This window comes from Psychrobacter sp. SC65A.3 (genome assembly GCF_025642195.1).
In the GTDB taxonomy this organism is placed as follows: Bacteria; Pseudomonadota; Gammaproteobacteria; order Pseudomonadales; family Moraxellaceae; genus Psychrobacter; species Psychrobacter cryohalolentis.
The window spans coordinates 454,285-472,349 of record NZ_CP106752.1 but is presented as its reverse complement, the minus strand read 5'-3'; the positions used below and the strand labels follow the sequence as shown (position 1 = coordinate 472,349).

15 protein-coding genes are annotated in these 18,065 nt (G+C 42.9%); 9 read left to right on the top strand and 6 right to left on the bottom strand.

Annotated features, from left to right (window positions below):
- Nucleotides 1-69: 69 nt before the first annotated feature.
- Complete coding sequence (locus OEG80_RS01990) at nucleotides 70-975, top strand: YbjN domain-containing protein (protein WP_263241497.1); 906 nt, start codon at nucleotides 70-72, stop codon at nucleotides 973-975.
- A gap of 95 nt (nucleotides 976-1,070) precedes the next feature.
- Complete coding sequence (locus OEG80_RS01985; protein WP_263241496.1) at nucleotides 1,071-1,988, top strand: histone deacetylase family protein; 918 nt, start codon at nucleotides 1,071-1,073, stop codon at nucleotides 1,986-1,988.
- Nucleotides 1,989-2,018: 30 nt separating this feature from the next.
- Here the strand turns inward: OEG80_RS01985 and OEG80_RS01980 are convergent, their stop codons facing one another.
- Both OEG80_RS01980 and coaBC read right to left on the bottom strand, forming a co-directional pair.
- A complete protein-coding gene (locus OEG80_RS01980; protein WP_201532515.1) occupies nucleotides 2,019-2,795 on the bottom strand; it encodes a sulfite exporter TauE/SafE family protein in 777 nt (258 codons plus the stop codon).
- 126 nt (nucleotides 2,796-2,921) lie between these two features.
- Nucleotides 2,922-4,283: a bifunctional phosphopantothenoylcysteine decarboxylase/phosphopantothenate--cysteine ligase CoaBC gene (coaBC, locus tag OEG80_RS01975; RefSeq protein ID WP_263241494.1), complete on the bottom strand. Its 1,362-nt coding sequence runs from the start codon at nucleotides 4,281-4,283 to the stop codon at nucleotides 2,922-2,924.
- A 118-nt stretch (nucleotides 4,284-4,401) separates the two neighbouring features.
- On the opposite strand from coaBC, the gene radC reads away from it, so the two are divergent.
- The 3 genes from radC (at nucleotide 4,402) to OEG80_RS01960 (ending at nucleotide 10,105) form a co-directional block, all read left to right on the top strand.
- A complete protein-coding gene (radC, locus tag OEG80_RS01970; RefSeq protein ID WP_020444268.1) occupies nucleotides 4,402-5,085 on the top strand; it encodes a RadC family protein in 684 nt (227 codons plus the stop codon).
- Between the two features lie 320 nt (nucleotides 5,086-5,405).
- Nucleotides 5,406-8,345 (top strand): acyl-CoA dehydrogenase, encoded by a 2,940-nt coding sequence (locus OEG80_RS01965; RefSeq protein WP_263241492.1) that lies wholly within the window; start codon nucleotides 5,406-5,408, stop codon nucleotides 8,343-8,345.
- A gap of 386 nt (nucleotides 8,346-8,731) precedes the next feature.
- A complete protein-coding gene (locus OEG80_RS01960; protein WP_011514436.1) occupies nucleotides 8,732-10,105 on the top strand; it encodes a dicarboxylate/amino acid:cation symporter in 1,374 nt (457 codons plus the stop codon).
- Between the two features lie 82 nt (nucleotides 10,106-10,187).
- Here the strand turns inward: OEG80_RS01960 and OEG80_RS12950 are convergent, their stop codons facing one another.
- From OEG80_RS12950 to OEG80_RS01950, 3 genes are all read right to left on the bottom strand, one after another.
- Complete coding sequence (locus tag OEG80_RS12950) at nucleotides 10,188-11,027, bottom strand: IS3 family transposase (protein ID WP_442792459.1); 840 nt, start codon at nucleotides 11,025-11,027, stop codon at nucleotides 10,188-10,190.
- Nucleotides 11,015-11,533, bottom strand: coding sequence for a helix-turn-helix domain-containing protein (locus OEG80_RS12945; RefSeq protein WP_442792446.1), 519 nt, complete (start codon nucleotides 11,531-11,533; stop codon nucleotides 11,015-11,017). Before OEG80_RS12945 ends, OEG80_RS12950 begins: the two co-directional genes overlap by 13 nt.
- A 124-nt stretch (nucleotides 11,534-11,657) precedes the next feature.
- Entirely contained in the window at nucleotides 11,658-12,413 is a 756-nt protein-coding gene (locus OEG80_RS01950; RefSeq protein ID WP_263241489.1) for a TSUP family transporter, read from the bottom strand.
- Nucleotides 12,414-12,979: 566 nt separating this feature from the next.
- Here OEG80_RS01950 and nhaA point away from each other — a divergent pair.
- Nucleotides 12,980-14,182: a Na+/H+ antiporter NhaA gene (nhaA, locus tag OEG80_RS01945; protein ID WP_011514438.1), complete on the top strand. Its 1,203-nt coding sequence runs from the start codon at nucleotides 12,980-12,982 to the stop codon at nucleotides 14,180-14,182.
- 78 nt (nucleotides 14,183-14,260) lie between these two features.
- Nucleotides 14,261-15,625, top strand: coding sequence for an oxygenase MpaB family protein (locus OEG80_RS01940; protein WP_263241487.1), 1,365 nt, complete (start codon nucleotides 14,261-14,263; stop codon nucleotides 15,623-15,625).
- 84 nt (nucleotides 15,626-15,709) lie between these two features.
- On the opposite strand, the gene OEG80_RS01935 is transcribed toward OEG80_RS01940, so the two are convergent.
- Nucleotides 15,710-16,447, bottom strand: coding sequence for an NUDIX hydrolase (locus OEG80_RS01935; protein WP_020444274.1), 738 nt, complete (start codon nucleotides 16,445-16,447; stop codon nucleotides 15,710-15,712).
- Between the two features lie 159 nt (nucleotides 16,448-16,606).
- Between OEG80_RS01935 and OEG80_RS01930 the strand changes: the two genes are divergently transcribed.
- Together OEG80_RS01930 and OEG80_RS01925 are read left to right on the top strand one after the other, a co-directional pair.
- The gene (locus tag OEG80_RS01930; protein ID WP_011514441.1) at nucleotides 16,607-17,128 is read left to right on the top strand and encodes an HPP family protein; all 522 of its coding nucleotides are present in this window, start codon (nucleotides 16,607-16,609) and stop codon (nucleotides 17,126-17,128) included.
- A gap of 318 nt (nucleotides 17,129-17,446) precedes the next feature.
- Nucleotides 17,447-18,010 (top strand): NUDIX hydrolase, encoded by a 564-nt coding sequence (locus OEG80_RS01925; protein ID WP_011514442.1) that lies wholly within the window; start codon nucleotides 17,447-17,449, stop codon nucleotides 18,008-18,010.
- Nucleotides 18,011-18,065 lie beyond the last annotated feature (55 nt).

Below are 18,065 nucleotides of genomic sequence, written 5' to 3'. Positions count from 1 at the left end.
TTTTGCCTGCTTCTTTATCTGTGCTTTTTCTTAATCTTTATATTTCATTTGTTGGTTAGCACACTATTTATGAGTCAACGTAATAAACTCAGCTTATGGCAAAAAATGACGCAGTTGCTAACCACATCCACTGTGCGCTCTGTTATTGAGAAGATCAAATCGTCGAAGGATTTGACAAGCGCTGACTTTGATGATGAGATTGATAGTCAGGTGAGTGCTTCACAAGTAGCTACTGACAATGTTAGTACGGATAATGTTAATACTAATCATAAAGAAACTGACCCTAACAATGTTGACAGCACTGTCAGCGATAAAAATGCCCCTAGTACAGACGCAAATGTCACCGATAACATCGATACTATGAATAAACCTATCGATGTTGAAACCGATATTGATACAGCTATTGGCAAAGATTTCGAAAATACTGCGGAGCAAAAAAGTGAGAGCGATTTATCCATTGTCGATTATCTAAAGCAATACTTCGACGATAAAGGATGGCATTATAATCATTATCAGCCTAAAGCAAGAGACAGCCAAAAATTCCATTATTTGTCTTTAAGAATGCGCAATAAGCAGCTCGACTGTGGTTATCTGTTTCGAGTACAAGAAAAAAATAAGCTGCTGGCAATCTATGGTATTTTGCCATTTTTGATACCAGAGAGTCATCAAAGCGCCGCTATGCTACTCATTACTCAAATCAACTATGACATGATGATTGGCAATTTAGAGATGGATATCAATGATGGTGAAATACGCTATAAAAACGCCATTGATGTTGAAGCGGTCGGACTTGACGACGATATCCTTGAGCATTTACTGCAAAGTATCATTGCAATGACGACGGTTGCTCATGAGATATTTAGTGATTTGGTCAATAACCAATACCCTGCTGAAGAATTACCAGACCTTCTGTTGCAGCTACGTCAACAATCCGATTCAAGAACCTTCTTTTTGCCCACTCAATTTGTACAGTGAGACTGGATTGTTTTTCCAGTGAAACCATCAGCTCAAACTTACTATGTTAGAAAACACTCTACCCAGAAAGCCTTCAATACGATATTAAAAATCCTATGTTAAAAATTGCCTACTCTGATATTTTTCGTTATTCAGTACCCGAAAAACATCGTTTTCCGATGCAAAAATACACCATGATTCCTGAGCACTTATTAGCGGAAAAGACTATTAGTGCAAATAACTTTTTTGCGCCCACACGCTTAAGCGAAGATGAAATCTTAACGACGCATACTGCTGACTATTGGTATCAACTTAAGACTCAAACGCTACCAAGAAAAGAAGCACGAGCGATCGGCTTTGAGATGACGCCTGAGTTAGTAGAGCGTGGGCGCTATATTGCTCACGCGACTTATGAATGCGCACTTTTTGCACAGCAATACGGCGTCGCGATGAATGTCGCGGGTGGTACTCATCATGCCTTTGCCGATCATGGTGAGGGATTTTGCGTCTTTAATGATGTCTGTGTCGCGAGCAATTTACTATTAAATCGCGGACAAGCACAAAGGATATTGGTCGTTGATTTAGACGTCCATCAAGGCAATGGCAATGCCAGTATCATGGCAGATGAGCCACGCGTTTTTATCTTTAGTATGCATGGCGCAAAGAATTATCCGTTTCGCAAGCAAGTATCAGACTTAGATATTGAGCTAGATAACGATACTGGTGATGAGCAATATTTGCAGATTTTAGCGCAGACCTTGCCCAGACTGATAACGGATTTTGCACCTGATATGATCTTTTATCAGTCGGCGGTTGATGTACTAGCGACGGATAAATTAGGCAAGCTAGGTTTAACCATAGAAGGCTGCAAGGCGCGTGATGAATATGTCCTACGCCAAGCCAAAACTGCCAATATTCCAATCGCTATCGTCATGGGCGGCGGTTATTCAGAAGATATTAATGATGTGGTTGAAGCGCATTGCAATACCTTTCGACTGGCGCAGCAGATATTCTTTGATGAGGCGACTGACTAAAATTTAGCATCAATTCTATTCTGGCTTCTGCTAAGCCATAAACGACATAATTCCCTGCCAGCCGATACGTATACCAAGTACTGTGAGGATCACTAAGATAAGCTGACGAAAGCGTGCTTGTGGTAAATAACGTCGCAAGCGGATACCGACTAAGAGCGCGGTGATTGACATAACACTAAGTAAAGCAATCAGTTGCCATTCACCACTGCTTAGTGCCATGATAGGCTCACGTAATACAATGATTTGGGCAATTTTACCCAAGAAATAGCACATATTGCCGACTTTAGCGATAGTATGCTTATCGTTGCTTGCAGACAATAAATACATCATCAATATGGTCGACATAGCATTGGTCGCGCCGCCAATCACGCCTGCACTAAAGCCAACGATGATTAACACAGGCTTGGTCGCAGGTAGACGAAGTTGCTTACCAAGCAAGCTGCTTATGACGTAAAAGCCAATAACGGCTGCCAATAACAATAAAATATATGCGCTATCGACCCATAGTAAGAGCTTCGCGCCTAGAATACTACCGAGTAAGCTGGTCAATGCCAGTAACCAATAGCGCCTGCCATAATAGATGAAATTTTGCCAAATCGTGCGACCACCACCTGCCAGCCAAGTCATCGCATTGAGTAATAACGATGGAAAAATGACTAATACAATAGCATGTGGTAAAGGATACATACTGGCAAGCGCGGTAGTAGTCACCAAGGTGATACCTAGGCCACTAATGCCGTGTAGTAAGGATGCCAGAGCAAAAATCGCAATAAGCAATAACGTTTGAGTACTATCGCCATCTATCATGTTAGCCCTACTAGTCAAAACTTCATATCTTCTTCGATATGTATTATGCTTATGCAACAAGTAATCATACTAATCGTCACTACAATGCGTGCTGTAATGAGCAGCATTGAGTACCACTAAACATTACTAAATACTGTGACGTTGCCAAATCGCCTCACCAATGATCGTCGTTAGCTGCTCAGCAATTTTATCCTTACTTGCTTTATCAAGTATGATGCTATCGTGCTCATAATGTGTTGAGAAAAAAACTTCCATTGCATTGTCATCACTGGCAAAGCCAATATCAGCACGTGAGACGTCATTGCAAGCAATCAAATCTAAATCTTTAGAAAGCAGCTTACCTCGAGCATAACGTTCAACATCTTGAGTTTCTGCTGCAAAGCCAACGACAAACAACTCAGGATGAGCAAGCGAAATCGTCGCTAAGATATCAGGATTTTTGACCAAGCTTAGCGTCATTGCGTCTTGGGTTTTTTTTATTTTTTGCGGTGCCGCCTCTTCCGTTCGATAGTCAGCCACCGCAGCGGTGGCGATAAAGATATCAGCCATTTTCACGCTACCGTCATCGATAGCATCAGTATGTTCTTCATCGCAATCACAGTCGCCATGGTCATGGCTGTGCTCGTGCATATGGTCGTGAGAATGATCATGTTCATCTTCAACCATATACTGTAGTGTACTATGCGTGCCTGTCACACACTGCTGCGCGACCGTCAACATCTCTTTAGCTGACAATACATCAATGCGTGTGACATTGAGCGGTGTTGGCAAAGCAACTTTGCCACCAGCAATCAAGATAACGTCTGCACCAGCAGCAACACAGGCACGCGCCAAAGCAAAACCCATTTTCCCCGTAGAATGATTAGACAAATAACGCACCGGATCAATGGCTTCAACGGTCGGTCCTGCGGTAATCACGACTCTTTTACCTGCCAATAACTGAGGCGTCGTCTGCATTGCTTGAAACAGTAAAATTTCTTCTAATAACTGTTCAGGCTCAGGTAAGCGTCCTGCACCCACATCGCCACAAGCTTGCTCACCACTAGCAGGCGCAATAATTTGATAATTCATATCACGCAAGGTTTGCACGTTTAAGTTAACGGCAGGATGCGCCCACATCTGTTGATTCATCGCAGGCGCGATAATGACTGGCGCTGTCGTTGCAAGACAGACCGTGGTCAGTAAATCATCTGCCATACCCATTGCCAGCCGCGCTAACGTATTGGCAGATGCCGGCGCGATGACCACAAGGTCTGCCCATTTTGCAAGCTCGATATGACCCATGCCCGCTTCCGCTTTTTCATCGAGTAACGAGATATGCACCTCATTACCCGTCAAAGCTTGTAGAGTTAATGGAGTGATAAAAGCCTGTGCACCTGACGTCATAACGACGCGCACCTCAAAGCCTGCCTTGATTAATAGACGGGCAAATACAGCAGATTTATAAGCGGCAATACCGCCAGTGATAGCAAGCAGGATATTTGACATAAGCGTGGCATCAGCAAAAAATTGAAAGATAAAATTGCGCTTATAGTAGCAATTATGCGATAAGTTAGGGAAAGTTTTCTAAATTTATCTCGTCGCAAGTGCATATTAAGGAATAAGCATGGCAATCAAAGACTGGCATGAGGATGATAGACCGCGTGAGAAGCTATTAAAATTTGGCGCCGCGCACTTATCCGACGCTGAGATATTGGCGATATTTCTGCGCACGGGCACACAGTCGCAGTCAGCCATTGAGCTGGCTCGCCATCTGATCGAGCAATTTGGTAGCCTAGCAGAGCTGTTAGCCGCGCCACAAGAAACTGTCCTTGCTTGTCACGGCATCGGTCCTGCCAAATACGCGCAGATACTCGCCTCACTTGAGATGGGCAGACGCTATTTGGACAGTCAGCTTAAAACGGGTCAAGGACTTGGACGCTCGCAAATGGTCAAAGACTATATCAGCACTCAGTTGCGCGGTGAGCCGCGAGAAGTGTTCGCTGTGCTATGTTTGGACAATGCCTTGAATCTAATCAATTTTGAGATATTGTTTACAGGCGGCATCTCTTCTTGCTCCGTCTGTATAAAGCATGTGCTACGTCATGCGTTAAGCCATGCCGCAAGCCAGCTCATTATTGCTCACAACCATCCGCATACCGATGCTAAGCCATCAACGGCGGATAACTTGTTAACCTATGAGCTCAAAAAAGCTTGTGACCTAATAGATTTGTCTTTGATTGACCATGTCATCGTTGGGCGCAATGAGACTTTATCTTATGCTGAAAACGGTTTAGCGCCTTTTAACTAACGTTTAATGACTCGCATTTGGTTATATACACAAATCTTGATACATATTATCGACACAGCGTAGCGTTTTCGCTCTTGATAGTTATAAACAACTGTTTCATATTGGTAGTTAACTTCATTTTTGGGAGAGCCTTTATTCCCGATGCGAAGTTTTTATTTTATATCAGCTCTATTTGAAATCACTAATGTCAAAAAACTAAAACTATTTTTCACTATAGAAAAGTAAGCTTGGAATATAAAACAACAATCATAGTTATTTCAAACTTTCTTATTCACTTATATTTTGACGCTTTTTTATTAAGCGTTGCAAAGGAGGCAGTTATGGCCATTGGCTTATTTATTTTGGCAGTCATCATTCAATTAGCCATGGTCTTGGCCATCTTTTTGTTGTCATTATCGCGTGTCACAGGCAGCATCATTGCCTTAATTACTGTCCTCGTTACTGCTTTTATCAGTCCATGGTCGCTTATCTTAGGTCTACCCATTGCGCTACTTTGCCTGATGTTGCTGATCACCCCTATTCGTCAAAGCATGATCACCAAGCCTGTTTATAAAGCCTTGGGCGGTGCCATGCCAAGCATGAGTGACACCGAGCGTGAAGCACTTGATGCTGGTACTAGCTGGTGGGAAAAAGAGCTGTTTATGGGCGCGCCTGATTGGGATACGTTTGCAAAATACCCCTATCCAGAATTGTCAGAAGAAGAGCAAAGCTTTATAGATAATGAAGTAGAAGTGCTCTGTGCAATGCTTGATGAGTGGCAAATTCATCATGAAGATAAAGAGCTGTCACCAGAGGCGTGGCGATTTATCAAAGCCAATGGCTTTTTGGGTTTAATTATTCCCAAAGAATATGGTGGATTAGAATTTAGCTCATATGCCCAAAGTCGCGTGATGAGTAAGATTGCCTCACGCTCGCCGACTGCTGCAGTGACCTGTATGGTACCAAACTCACTCGGTCCTGGTGAGCTATTGATGCATTACGGTACCGATGAGCAAAAGCAGCGCTGGCTACCGGGTCTAGCGAAAGGTGAAGAGGTTCCTTGCTTTGGCTTAACAGGTCCAGAAGCAGGCTCTGATGCAGGTGCGATTCCGGATACTGGCGTGGTTTGTTATGGCATGCATGAAGGCGAGCAAGTGCTAGGTCTACGCATGAATTTCTCTAAGCGCTGGATTACTTTAGCCCCTATCGCCACAGTAGTGGGTTTGGCATTTAAAATGCACGACCCCGAAGGTTTACTTGGTGATCTTGAAAAAACCGATTACGGTATTACTTGTGCGCTGGTTCCAGCCAGCCACCAAGGGGTCATTATCGGTCCACGCCACAATCCAATCGGTTCGCCATTTATGAATGGCACAGTCGATGGTCAAGATGTCTTTATACCGCTAGATTATATTATTGGTGGAGTGGAAAATGCAGGACGCGGTTGGCGTATGCTGATGGAGTGCTTGGGTGTCGGTCGCGGGATCTCATTACCTGCCCTCTCAACCTCAGCCAGTGAAATGAGCTATCTGTCAGTGGGTGCCTTTGCAAAGGTTCGTGAACAATTTAAAATCTCCGTCGGAAAATTTGAAGGCGTGCAAGATGCGACCAGCCGCATTGCCAGTAATACTTATATGTTAGAAGCTTTTAGGCATCTGGTGACTTGTGGTCTAAACCAAGGTGGTACGCCATCAGTGATGACAGCAATGGCAAAATACTATGCCACTGAGACCATGCGTTCAGTGATTAATGATGGTATGGATGTCGTTGGTGGTCGCGCAGTACAAATGGGACCGCGCAACTTTTTAGCAATTCCTTATCAAGCGATCCCAGTATCAATTACCGTTGAGGGCGCCAATATATTGACGCGCTCATTGATGATTTTTGGTCAAGGGGCGATGCGCTGTCACCCTTATCTATTCGATGAGCTGCAGCTACTACAAAGCGAAGATAAAGAAGGCGCACTCAAGCAATTTGATAATTTATTCTTTAAGCATTTGGGCTATACCTTTAATCGCGGTGCGAAGGCGTTCGTCGCAGGCTATGTTGGTGGCAGCAATGATGCGCCAAATTTTGCGGATAATTTTACCCGTCCCTATTACAAAGACATTAACCGCTTAAGCGCAGGCTTTGCTTTAACTGCTGACATGTCTTTAGGGTTATTGGCTGGTGATTTAAAACGCAAAGAGATGCTATCTGGGCGCTTAGCAGACATCCACTCTCATCTATTTATCTGTACAGCTATTTTGCAGTTTTATGAATATGGCAGCAAATCAGTCGCTGAGCGCTTGCATGCTGAAGTGGCGCTAAAAAATAGCCTTTATACTATCCAAGAAGCATTCCTATCTTTATTTGCCAATTTTCCAAATCAGTTTGCAGCCAAATTAGTGAGCTTTGTGACTTTTCCCAGTGGTCGTATCTTTGCCCCAGTGAGTGATGAATTAAAACGCCAACTGGGTGATACGTTTATGGATGACTTTGAAGCAAATCCCTTCCGCGACTATCTTAAAACCATGGTCTATTATAATACTGAGCCGGATGATGTCACAGGTCGTATGGAGCATGCTTATCAAATACTGCTCGAAGTCGAACCCTTATGGCAGAAATTTAAAAAAGCAGAGCATAAAGACAGTTTTGAAGGTTTAACTTTTGAAGATCATGTGGTCTATGCCAGTCAAAATGGCGACATTACTGAAGAAGAAGCTGAACAGCTAATAACCTATAATTCGATACGCTATGATTCCTTATTGACCGACACATTTGATAAGCATTTATCAAATGTGCAAGAACGTGCTAACCCACACAGTTTAGAGAACGCTGTACATAGACTAACTGACTATGCTGAACTAAAAAGCGATGCTCAGTTAAAAAACAATGCTCAGTTAAATCAGGCATTAAACCCTGATAATCTGCAGCAGACCCCTGAGAATATCGCATCAGTTGATTCAATGCCATACAATAACCAACCAACAGGAGATACTAACCCTGATCATGGCTATGAGAGTGATGGTGATGTAAAAATGGTCAATGAACAAGATACCGCCAAGGAAATTAATGCACAGACTGATTTTCAGGATTCACATCCTGAAATAGAAGCCCTTGGCTCGCGTCACCGTGATGCAGCATCGCATCTAAATGAACGTATGAGTTATAACCATAGATTAAACAAAGATAAATTTGCTAGCACAAGTAGCGAGCAAGACAATCACGAGCAGCAAATAGAAACCAGTGACCCTACATGGAAAGATGGTTTGCGCCGTGACGAAAACGACAATGTCTAACTAGGATTGATCTGCCTATCGCCATTTATCTATATTGATTGAAGCAAGTGAGATGGTCTCATCAGAGTCATCTCGCTTTTTTATTTTACCGCTCATATTATTTTTTTATGCTCCTTCAACAACGCTTCATTCAGTCAAATTCATATGGATTTTTGACAGATGAAAAACCCGAACATACTAATATTGTAATGTCACGTCATTTAAGTCATAAAAAAATCTTGCAGTCTCCCTAACTATTCTTTTATATTGTCCCCCAAAATCTGACTTAAAGGTCAGTTCATATATTTATAGACGTCACAGTAACAGTCATGACAGCAATCTTGCACTCATATTGAGCGCGCTATTGTGTCTATTGCTGTGCGTAACGGACACCAAGGATAGCGTTTATGTGGAAAAATATGGGTTTGACCGGCAAAATCATTGTTGCCATGGTGCTCGGTATTATACTGGGTCTATTTATAAACTACTCTGGCTTGAACACGGAAGGCAGCTTTGTTAATAATTATGTCACCAACGGTTTTCTTGCCATTGTCGGTAAGCTGTTTGTTAACTCGCTAAAAATGCTCGTCGTGCCACTGGTCTTGATTTCACTGATCTGCGGCGTATGCGGTATCGGTGATATTCGTCTATTAGGACGTATTGGTACCAAAACCTTTTTCATCTATATGGTGACGACCGCCCTGGCGATTGCAACTGCTATTGGGCTTGGCGTGCTGTTTGGTATCGGCAAAGGCATGAATATAGCAACAGAGGCGGCGTTTGAAGCTGAGAAAGCGCCACCACTACTCGATGTATTTTCCAATATTATTCCCTCTAACCCCATCAGTGCGATGGCAAACGGCGACATGCTATCAATTATCTTCTTTGCCGTTTTGATTGGTATTAGTATTTTGATGGTAGGAAAACCCGCTAAAGGCTTGGTTCAAAGTTTAGAGCTAATCAATGAAGTCATCTTAAAAATGGTGACTATCATTATGAATCTTGCACCATATGGTGTCTTTGCGCTATTGACCAAAGCCATGGCAGAGCTTGGCTTAGACCTGATTTGGTCATTACTTGGTTATGTTGCGGTACTGGTTGGTTCACTGGCATTCCATTTCTTTGTGACCATGATGATTGTCCTCAAGCTGTCTTCAGGCTTGTCAGTCAGAACGTTTTTGGCAAAAATGCGCGAAGTACAGATTTTTGCTTTTAGTACTTCAAGCTCGAATGCAACGATTCCAATTACCTTGCGTACGGTCACCAAGCGCATGGGTGTTAATAACTCAGTTGCTTCATTCACTATCCCTTTTGGCGCGACGATCAACATGGATGGTACAGCCATCATGCAAGGCACAGCGACCATTTTTATTGCCAATATTTATGGTATTGACTTGGGTATCACTGAGTATTTGACCGTTATTTTGATGTCAGTGCTCGCCTCTGTCGGTACGGCAGGTGTTCCGGGTGTTGGTCTAATCATGCTGTCAATGGTATTTGCCCAAGTCGGTCTACCGATTGAAGGTATTGGTCTTATTTTAGGGGTCGACCGTATCCTTGATATGTTACGTACAGCAGTCAATGTCGGCGGTGATGCTGCGGTGACCGCTATCGTCGCAAAATCAGAAGGTAAAATGGATTTAGCGATTTATAACGATCCTGATGCTGGCTCAAAAGATGTCTTTGACGGTCATATCGATGAGAACAGCGAACGCGAATTCTCTGAAGTCTTTAGCGATGGCATTATGGGCAGCGAGTATGACGATGTTAAGCGCGGCTAATCGTGATCAGTGATTGCCTATAAATAAGTCATAAAAAAACCTCAGCCGATTGAACTGACCCCCAAATGTTAGACGGTTTATTTTATATCAAGGACTGAGTTCTGTACTTAACAGGACTCAGTCCTTTTAGTTTGAGTTGAATTCTTTCATGATTATAGTAGTGAATATACTCATGAATCTGTTTCTCTAAACCTTCAATCGAATTAGGCTTTTCAATATAAATCGTCTCACACTTTAGGGTACCAAAGAACCCCTCCATGAGCGCATTATCCAAACAGTTGCCTTTTCTGCTCATACTTTGCTTAATACCATGCTGTTTCAGCACCTGTCCAAACAGTCTCATTTGATAATGCCATCCTTGATCAGAATGTAGCATGAGCGTCTTATCACGACACGCTTTCGTCTTTGCTAAAGCATCACCTAGCATCTTGCCAACTAAGTCATAAGTCGGTCTCTTTGAGAGTGTATAACTGACAATCTCATTGTTATAACAATCTAGTATGGGCGACAAATACAGCTTATCATCACCGACCTTAAACTCGGTAATATCGGTGAGCCAGCGCTTGTTCGGTCTATCTGCATGAAACTGGCGTTTTAAATAGTTCTTCGCAATCTTACCTTGTTGTCCTTTATAGGAGCGATACTTCTGACGTCTTATCTTTGCGCTAAGGGTCATGTCATGCATCAGCTTAGCAATGAGCTTATGGTTATGATGACAATCTAACTGCTTTAGCGCGGCCGTTATTCTGCGATAGCCATACCTGCCTTTGTGCTTATGATACAGCTTAGCAATACGCTGTTTTAAGTCTGCATATTTGTCTTTAACGTCAAACTGGCACCTATGGTAGTAAAAGACACTCTTAGCCATCTTAGCGATGTTTAGCAAAGCAGATAAAGGGTGCGCTTGTCTTAGTGCTTCGATGAGCCTTGCTTTTTGCCTGCTTGTTCCTCCGCTTTGAGCAAGGCATCGAGCTTTTTTAGGTAGGCGTTCTCTGCACGTAGGTACTCATTCTCACGCTTAAGCTCTGCTAAGGTTTTCTCATCATCTGGTTTGTCTGTGATAAAGGGTTTACTCATGGCGGTTCTACCTTTGGGTTTGGATATTAGGCCAGACATGCCTTGTTGTCGATATGCTTTGTGCCAATGACTGATTAGCGCCGGTGAGCTGATGTTAAATCTAAGTGCCACCTCAGATTGACTCAAATCATCTTTAAGCATGGTGGTTAGTACGTTAAGTTTAAACCCACTGCTGTATTTGGCCTTACTTGTCTTTGGCTTGATCGCGTCTATACCACCGCTTTGATATTGCTTAACCCATTTTTGTACAAGTTTCGAATCTACTTTAAACTTCTCACTTGTGGCAAGTCCGGTATGTCCTTGCCGATAGTATGCGATGACTTGCATCTTAAAGTCTAGATCGTAACGCATAAAAATACCCCCATAAGTTGTGTCCAACTTATGGGGGTCGGTTCAGATTGGTCTGAGGTTTTTTTATGCAGCAAGTGCGTTTTTAGAGCAAGAGTTGCATTCTTCTTGATTAATTTACCCTCCACTAACCAAGTACATATTTAGTCACCATCACAAGACAAACCAATACAATCATGGGACGAATGAGTCTACTGCCGCCTTTTACTACCATATGCGAGCCAAAATACGCCCCTATAGTTTGCCCTACCATCATCGCCAGCCCTACTGTCCACAATACATTACCGCCCAATATAAAGAAGATTAATGAGCCAATATTGGTCGATAAATTCAGTACCTTTGCCGCACCAGTTGCTTCGATAATTTTTCGACCACGTAACGCCACATTGCCAAGCGCAAAAAACATACCTGTCCCAGGTCCCATATAGCCGTCATAAAAACCAATTAAAGGGGCGGCAATTTTTTGCCAAGCACCTTCTGAGATACGAGGGGCAGCCTCCACTTCACCAAGTTTGGGAGCAAACAAAGTATAGATACCAATGGCTGCAATCAAAAATGGAATCAGCTTTTCTAACAAGTCAGGTGGCGATAACTGCACCGCGATTGAGCCAAAGATAGAGCCAATAAAAGCCGCAATAATCGCTGTTTTAATATTCTTGGGTTTGACCACACCCTTTCTAATCATGGTAATAGACGCTGCTAGTGCCCCTGATGCTGCTTGTAGCTTATTGGTACCCAATGTCAATACAGGCGGGATATTGGCAAGTAGCATGGCAGGAATGGTCAACAAACCACCGCCACCAGCAATAGCATCGATAAAACCTGCCAACGCGGCTACAGCGGTCAACATTAAAACAACTTCAATAGAAAGGGATACGTCCATGACACTGACCTGCAAAATTTATGATATAAGAGACACAAACCTTAAAAGATTCAACCAATTTTACTTTTTAGCAGCATTTTTTTAGCAATATTTTTTGATAGTATGTTTTTAAAAACGCTCATTTAAAAATAGTTGAATGAATATCAGGCAAAAAATATGGATAGATAATGTGTATATTATTTTGATAACGGCTAATGCTATAAGAGTCAAATCCAATGCTAACCGTTACGTAAAGCGGCTTATTATAAAGATAAAACTGCGAAAAAAGCCATAACCCTAGCAAAGTCTGCTAGATTTATCGCACAAGGTACTTTAAAAACAGCTTTTTTCGTCATGAAGCTTTCAAGTTAAAAGGTAAAACCGGTAACCTATTTCATTTGTTTATATGAATAAGAATATGAGAAACTAGGGATATACATCTATTACACTGGTATTATAAACATCAGTGCTAACAAAGACTCGTCCCCATATGTGGTCGCGTACTTAAGGCGGAGCCATTACAGACATACAAGAATACTTGAGCTTTTGAATACTTTCGCACGTTTTATTTGGTTAATGAGGACAATATGGCAATACATAAAATCAGAGCGTTTTTTAATCTCGAGGCTTCGGGCGGTATCGTCCTAGCGCTGGCAGCTATCGCAGCAATGATTATTGCTAATACTTCTCTAAATACGTGGTACGAATCCTTTATTCACGCACCTGTCGCTATTCAAATTGGCAGCTTCTCAATCGCTAAAGATGCGCATCATTGGATTAATGATGGCTTGATGGCAGTGTTCTTCTTTTTAGTGGGACTTGAGCTTAAGCGTGAAGTGTTAATCGGCGAGCTGTCCAATGTAAAGCAAATTATCTTGCCAGCAGGGGCGGCTCTTGGCGGCATGATCATGCCAGCCATCGTCTATCTGTTTTTTAACTATAATGAACCTGAGTTTTGGCGAGGTTGGGCGATTCCTGCCGCAACCGATATCGCCTTTGCTCTTGGTATTTTGAGTTTACTTGGTAATCGCGTACCCAATTCATTAAAAGTATTCTTAGTCTCCATTGCTATCTTTGATGATATCGGCGCGATTATTATAATTGCTTTATTTTATACCAATGATTTATCGCTTGGTTCACTGGCTATCGCGGGCTTATGTCTGCCGTTTTTATATCTGCTTAATCGCCGTAACGTTACTAGCATAACTCCTTATTTGTTAATTGGCGTTATCATGTGGGTTGCCGTACTCAAATCCGGTATCCATGCAACGTTAGCTGGGGTTGTATTGGCGCTATTTATTCCTTTATTTGATCGCACTGACCCTGAGCATTCCCCGCTTGAAGAGCTTGAGCACGACCTACAAAACACCGTTTCTTATGGTATCCTGCCATTATTTGCTTTTGCCAATGCGGGCATTTCGCTTAAGGGTGCAGGGTTTGGCGAGCTGTTTCATTCTGTGCCGCTTGGTATTGCCGCCGGACTGTTCATCGGTAAACAAGTAGGCGTTATGCTGATGTGCTGGTTAATCTTTAAACTGGGCATTTCTACTATGCCAAAAGGCATGAACTTTAAGCAAATCTACGGCGCAGCATTGTTATGTGGTGTGGGCTTTACCATGAGTTTGTTTATCGGTGGGCTTGCATTTGCCGGTGAGACACCATTATTTGATGAGCGTTTGGGTATCATTATGGGTTCAATCGTCTCTGGTATCGCAGGTTATATGATGCTCAAAGCCACTTTAAAAGATGAGGTTAATGTAACCTCTGTAGACTTAACGCGTCATTCTTAATGTACGATTGAGCTACTTTATCCCAAAGTAGCTCAATCAACTTCATAAAAAGCAGTTGATACAGAGTTGCTCATAAATATGGATTCCATCGACATCTCTAAAAAAATCGCTAAAACAAGTGCCGCCAGTGCTCGGCAAGGTGCAGGCTGTCATCAAGCGCCTGTTTCTTATCAGCGTCATGGACGCACCACTGCCATTGATGATCATAGTGATCTGCAAGTATTAAAACGCATTAAGCGTTATCTACTGCCAAAAGACTTTGTTATCTCGCAAGATTTGTTAGAGGAAATAGTTGCAGGCTACGATATTGGCGATCCAATAGCAGATGATCTAGCCTCTGATGGCATTCGTTTTGCCAAGCCATTACAGCAGTTTATTATTGATAAGAAAGTGGACTCTAACCTCAAGAATAATTTCTCATTCAACGCATTAAATGAACAATTTAGTCGCCATCCCGATTGGTTTGATCCTAAGCTTGCCCAAATCGGCGCGGTTACCTATCGCCGTTATCCACTGATGCTGATTTGGTTGTTGCGTAACGTAGCCCTCATGGCAGGCTACAGTATCCCTGCCTTATCGCTACCGCTGATTCAGACTGGCGCACTGATGCATGACGCTTTACCAAGATTGATGCGTACCTACGCCTATATCTTGGCGGTCTCTGAGCACCCTCAATTGCATTTAGATTCAGAGCATAGAAAACCTAATATTGAACGAGTATTGGCTATCGGCTCTGAAGGTTGGCAGCAATCCATTAAAGTACGTCAAATACATACCTCAGTACGACAGAACTTGCTCAAAGGTAAAGGCAATGCTGCTAAAGGCGTCATACCAGATGCCAACCAACATCACAACCCAGATGGCAGCTGGAATACTGCATATTGGGGTATTCCTATCAATCAAACCGATATGATTGCTACTCATTTGCAGTTTTCACTGTTGATTATGCGCGGATTAAGATTGCTTGGCGCCCGTATTAGCACTGAGGAAGCAGAAGGCATTTTGCATTTATGGAATCTTGCCAGTTATTGGATGGGGGTTGATTTGCAGCGACTACCAAAAGATGAAGCCGCCTGTTGGGAATGGCTCTATACCTATTTGTCGATTCAGCAGCTTGATTTTAAAATGGGACGACCACTGGCAAAAGCCCTGCATGATTTGCCACGTCAGCTGATGGGTGAGGACAATCGCCGTGGGCGTTTTGTTGAGATGGTCAATGCCAGCGTGACCCGTACCTTGGTTGGTGATGATATTGGCGATGGGCTAAACCTGCCAAAATCAAAAATACGCTTTGGCGTATTGTCTTCCGTGCCGATTCTATTTGCCCTCGATACTGCCCGTCAACACAATAGCAGAGTCGCCAACAAGCTAGAAGCATTTCGTGCTAAACGCCAAGACAATATGAACTGGTGGTTAAAGAAAAATGATGAGTATTATAAATAGAATGCATTCATTCATTATCACTAACGTTTATAATAACGATCCTCCTTCGCCAAAAACATGATTATTAGCGAGTATCTAACACTTCTATGATCGAGTGTCTTGTATGCGGTAATACCACTCTAGCTGCCGATCAAAGCCTGTTTCTAATAAACTGGCAATGACTCGTCCCGTCAGACCCCACACTGTTTCGCCATCTACTTGCCAGCTCGGTGTCAGAAGCGTTGCTGCCTGATCTTGCAATGTATATTCTATAGAATATTCGACTGTCGGCTGAGTTAATAAAGTCTCAAAATCTGCCCAAAAAATGCGTGATATCTCCCCAAGCTCTGGCACCAAAAGCAGATCTGGCGCAATAAGTGCCACAATAGGACGTACACTCATACCACTTTTAGAGGTTTGGATAGGCAGTTGACCAAGCAGCTGAACTTTATTAGGCGGTAGCGCAGTTTCCTCGCAAGCCTCACGTAGGGCGGTAACGACATTGTTACCATCACCTACTTCATGTTTGCCACCAGCACAGGATACCTCGCCAGCATGACTGTTCATATGAGCAGCGCGGCGAGTCAGCAGCAGCTTAGGATGGCGCTCATGAGTGATAGCGACCAAGATAGAGGCATCGGCGATTGGGGTTTGATAAAGACTATTTAAAATACGGGCACTGCGCGAATGGTCGTGAGAGTCATAAAGCGCGGGACTAGCAATAGCTTTTAAGGTCTCGTGCTGCACCCGTTCAGCCAACTTTCTGATCGTGGGATAACGTATAAAATCTGGTACAGCGACTGTCATTTCATCAAAACGTACGGACTGTGAGGGATTTAGCATTATAATTGCCCTGTATTTTTATCAGTATTAGCCATCAAAACCTTGAATAGTTGCAGCAAGCAGATTGCGACAACCGTCAGACAGACATGGTCTTTTATCATTGTACGACTGCAATTGGTCCTCATGGATCAAGGGTGTCATTCATATATTATTTAGGAAATGCTCGTGGATAAGATTTTTTCATTACATAAAATGCAGGGCAAAACTGATGATTGCCCGCAAAGATTGCCATTAGTCATCATTGCCATTGCTTGGGCTGGCGGAACAGTTGCCACTGCTGTATTGGCATTACTGGGAAATTGGCAAAATATCGCGATGATTTTGGGCTCATTTGGCGCCAGCTGCCTGCTTATTTTTGCTTATCCAGAAAGCCCTTTTGCTCAGCCAAGAAACATTGTCGGTGGTCATCTTATTACTACCTTTACTGGCTTAGCTTTTATGTCTTTATTTGGGGTTGAGTGGTGGAGCTTGTCCCTTGCCGTTGGTACGGCAATTGCTCTCATGTTACTGCTGCGCGTACCGCATCCACCTGCAGGATCCAATCCATTGATTGTGATGCTCGGCGGCGTAAAGTGGCATTTTTTGCTCACTCCGACGCTAGTAGGTGCCCTTGCTTTAGTAGTGGTAGCGCTGATTTACAACAACATTGGTCGTGGCAGACACTACCCGCGCTATTGGTAACATAGTCAATTTAAAATAGAGTCACTTATAGCCTAGCGCAATCTGATAATAACTGCATACCTTTTGTGTGACTGATAGGCTTGGTCTATTCTGTTAGCACACAAAGAATTCCAACGGTGATTCAACTCACAAAATACGCTGTTATTATCATTGCCAGTATGAGGAAGATTTGTGTTATCTTAATATAAAGGGCGATTGTCAGATAATCATCTGATATTCGATAGCCCTAGTATCTGATACAACAACAATTATAAATCTTAAAATTATACGTCTTAAAGTAACCTTATCTCTCTCATTTCATTATATAAGGCAGTCGATATGCGCTATTGTCTACAATGCGGTTGTGAAGCAGAACGCAAAATACCAGCTACGGATAATATACCGCGTTTGGTATGCCCAAACTGTCATTATATTCATTATGAAAACCCAAAGATAATCTGTGGTTCACTGGTCGTCCATAAACATCGGGTGCTGCTCTGTCGACGCGCAATCGAGCCGCAGTATGGCTTATGGACGTTGCCTGCAGGCTTTATGGAAAACGGCGAAACCATGGCCGAAGGTGCAGCGCGTGAGAGCTTTGAAGAGGCTGACGCGGTCGTGATCAATCCACATTTATATTGCTTGTATGACATTCCAGATATTGGTCAAATCTATAGCATCTATATCACCGAACTAAAAGACGGTGCTTATGGTATCGGCTCTGAAAGTCTTGATTGTGCGTTATTCACAGAAGAAGACATTCCTTGGGATAAGCTTGCATTTGAAGCGGTACGCCGTACCCTAAAAAGCTATTTTGCAGACCGTCAACATTACGACAGTTATGATCAATTCCCAATTCATCAAGAGATCATTGGTAAAGACCAAGCCATTAAGCGCTATTAATAACAAGGCTCGCTAAAAAGCTGACTTACAAAAGCAAGTAGTAAAGACCGTTGAT

Excerpts from the sequence above, each read along its gene's own strand:
- radC (WP_020444268.1), top strand. The coding sequence starts at position 4,402 with ATGGCAATCAAAGACTGGCATGAGGATGATAGACCGCGTGAGAAGCTA.
- coaBC (WP_263241494.1), bottom strand. The coding sequence starts at position 4,283 with ATGTCAAATATCCTGCTTGCTATCACTGGCGGTATTGCCGCTTATAAA.
- OEG80_RS01935 (WP_020444274.1), bottom strand. The coding sequence starts at position 16,447 with ATGCTAAATCCCTCACAGTCCGTACGTTTTGATGAAATGACAGTCGCT.
- OEG80_RS01940 (WP_263241487.1), top strand. The coding sequence starts at position 14,261 with ATGGATTCCATCGACATCTCTAAAAAAATCGCTAAAACAAGTGCCGCC.
- OEG80_RS01965 (WP_263241492.1), top strand. The coding sequence starts at position 5,406 with ATGGCCATTGGCTTATTTATTTTGGCAGTCATCATTCAATTAGCCATG.
- OEG80_RS12945 (WP_442792446.1), bottom strand. The coding sequence starts at position 11,533 with ATGCGTTACGATCTAGACTTTAAGATGCAAGTCATCGCATACTATCGG.
- OEG80_RS01985 (WP_263241496.1), top strand. The coding sequence starts at position 1,071 with ATGTTAAAAATTGCCTACTCTGATATTTTTCGTTATTCAGTACCCGAA.
- OEG80_RS01990 (WP_263241497.1), top strand. The coding sequence starts at position 70 with ATGAGTCAACGTAATAAACTCAGCTTATGGCAAAAAATGACGCAGTTG.
- nhaA (WP_011514438.1), top strand. The coding sequence starts at position 12,980 with ATGGCAATACATAAAATCAGAGCGTTTTTTAATCTCGAGGCTTCGGGC.
- OEG80_RS01950 (WP_263241489.1), bottom strand. The coding sequence starts at position 12,413 with ATGGACGTATCCCTTTCTATTGAAGTTGTTTTAATGTTGACCGCTGTA.
- OEG80_RS01930 (WP_011514441.1), top strand. The coding sequence starts at position 16,607 with ATGCTCGTGGATAAGATTTTTTCATTACATAAAATGCAGGGCAAAACT.
- OEG80_RS01960 (WP_011514436.1), top strand. The coding sequence starts at position 8,732 with ATGTGGAAAAATATGGGTTTGACCGGCAAAATCATTGTTGCCATGGTG.
- OEG80_RS01980 (WP_201532515.1), bottom strand. The coding sequence starts at position 2,795 with ATGATAGATGGCGATAGTACTCAAACGTTATTGCTTATTGCGATTTTT.
- OEG80_RS01925 (WP_011514442.1), top strand. The coding sequence starts at position 17,447 with ATGCGCTATTGTCTACAATGCGGTTGTGAAGCAGAACGCAAAATACCA.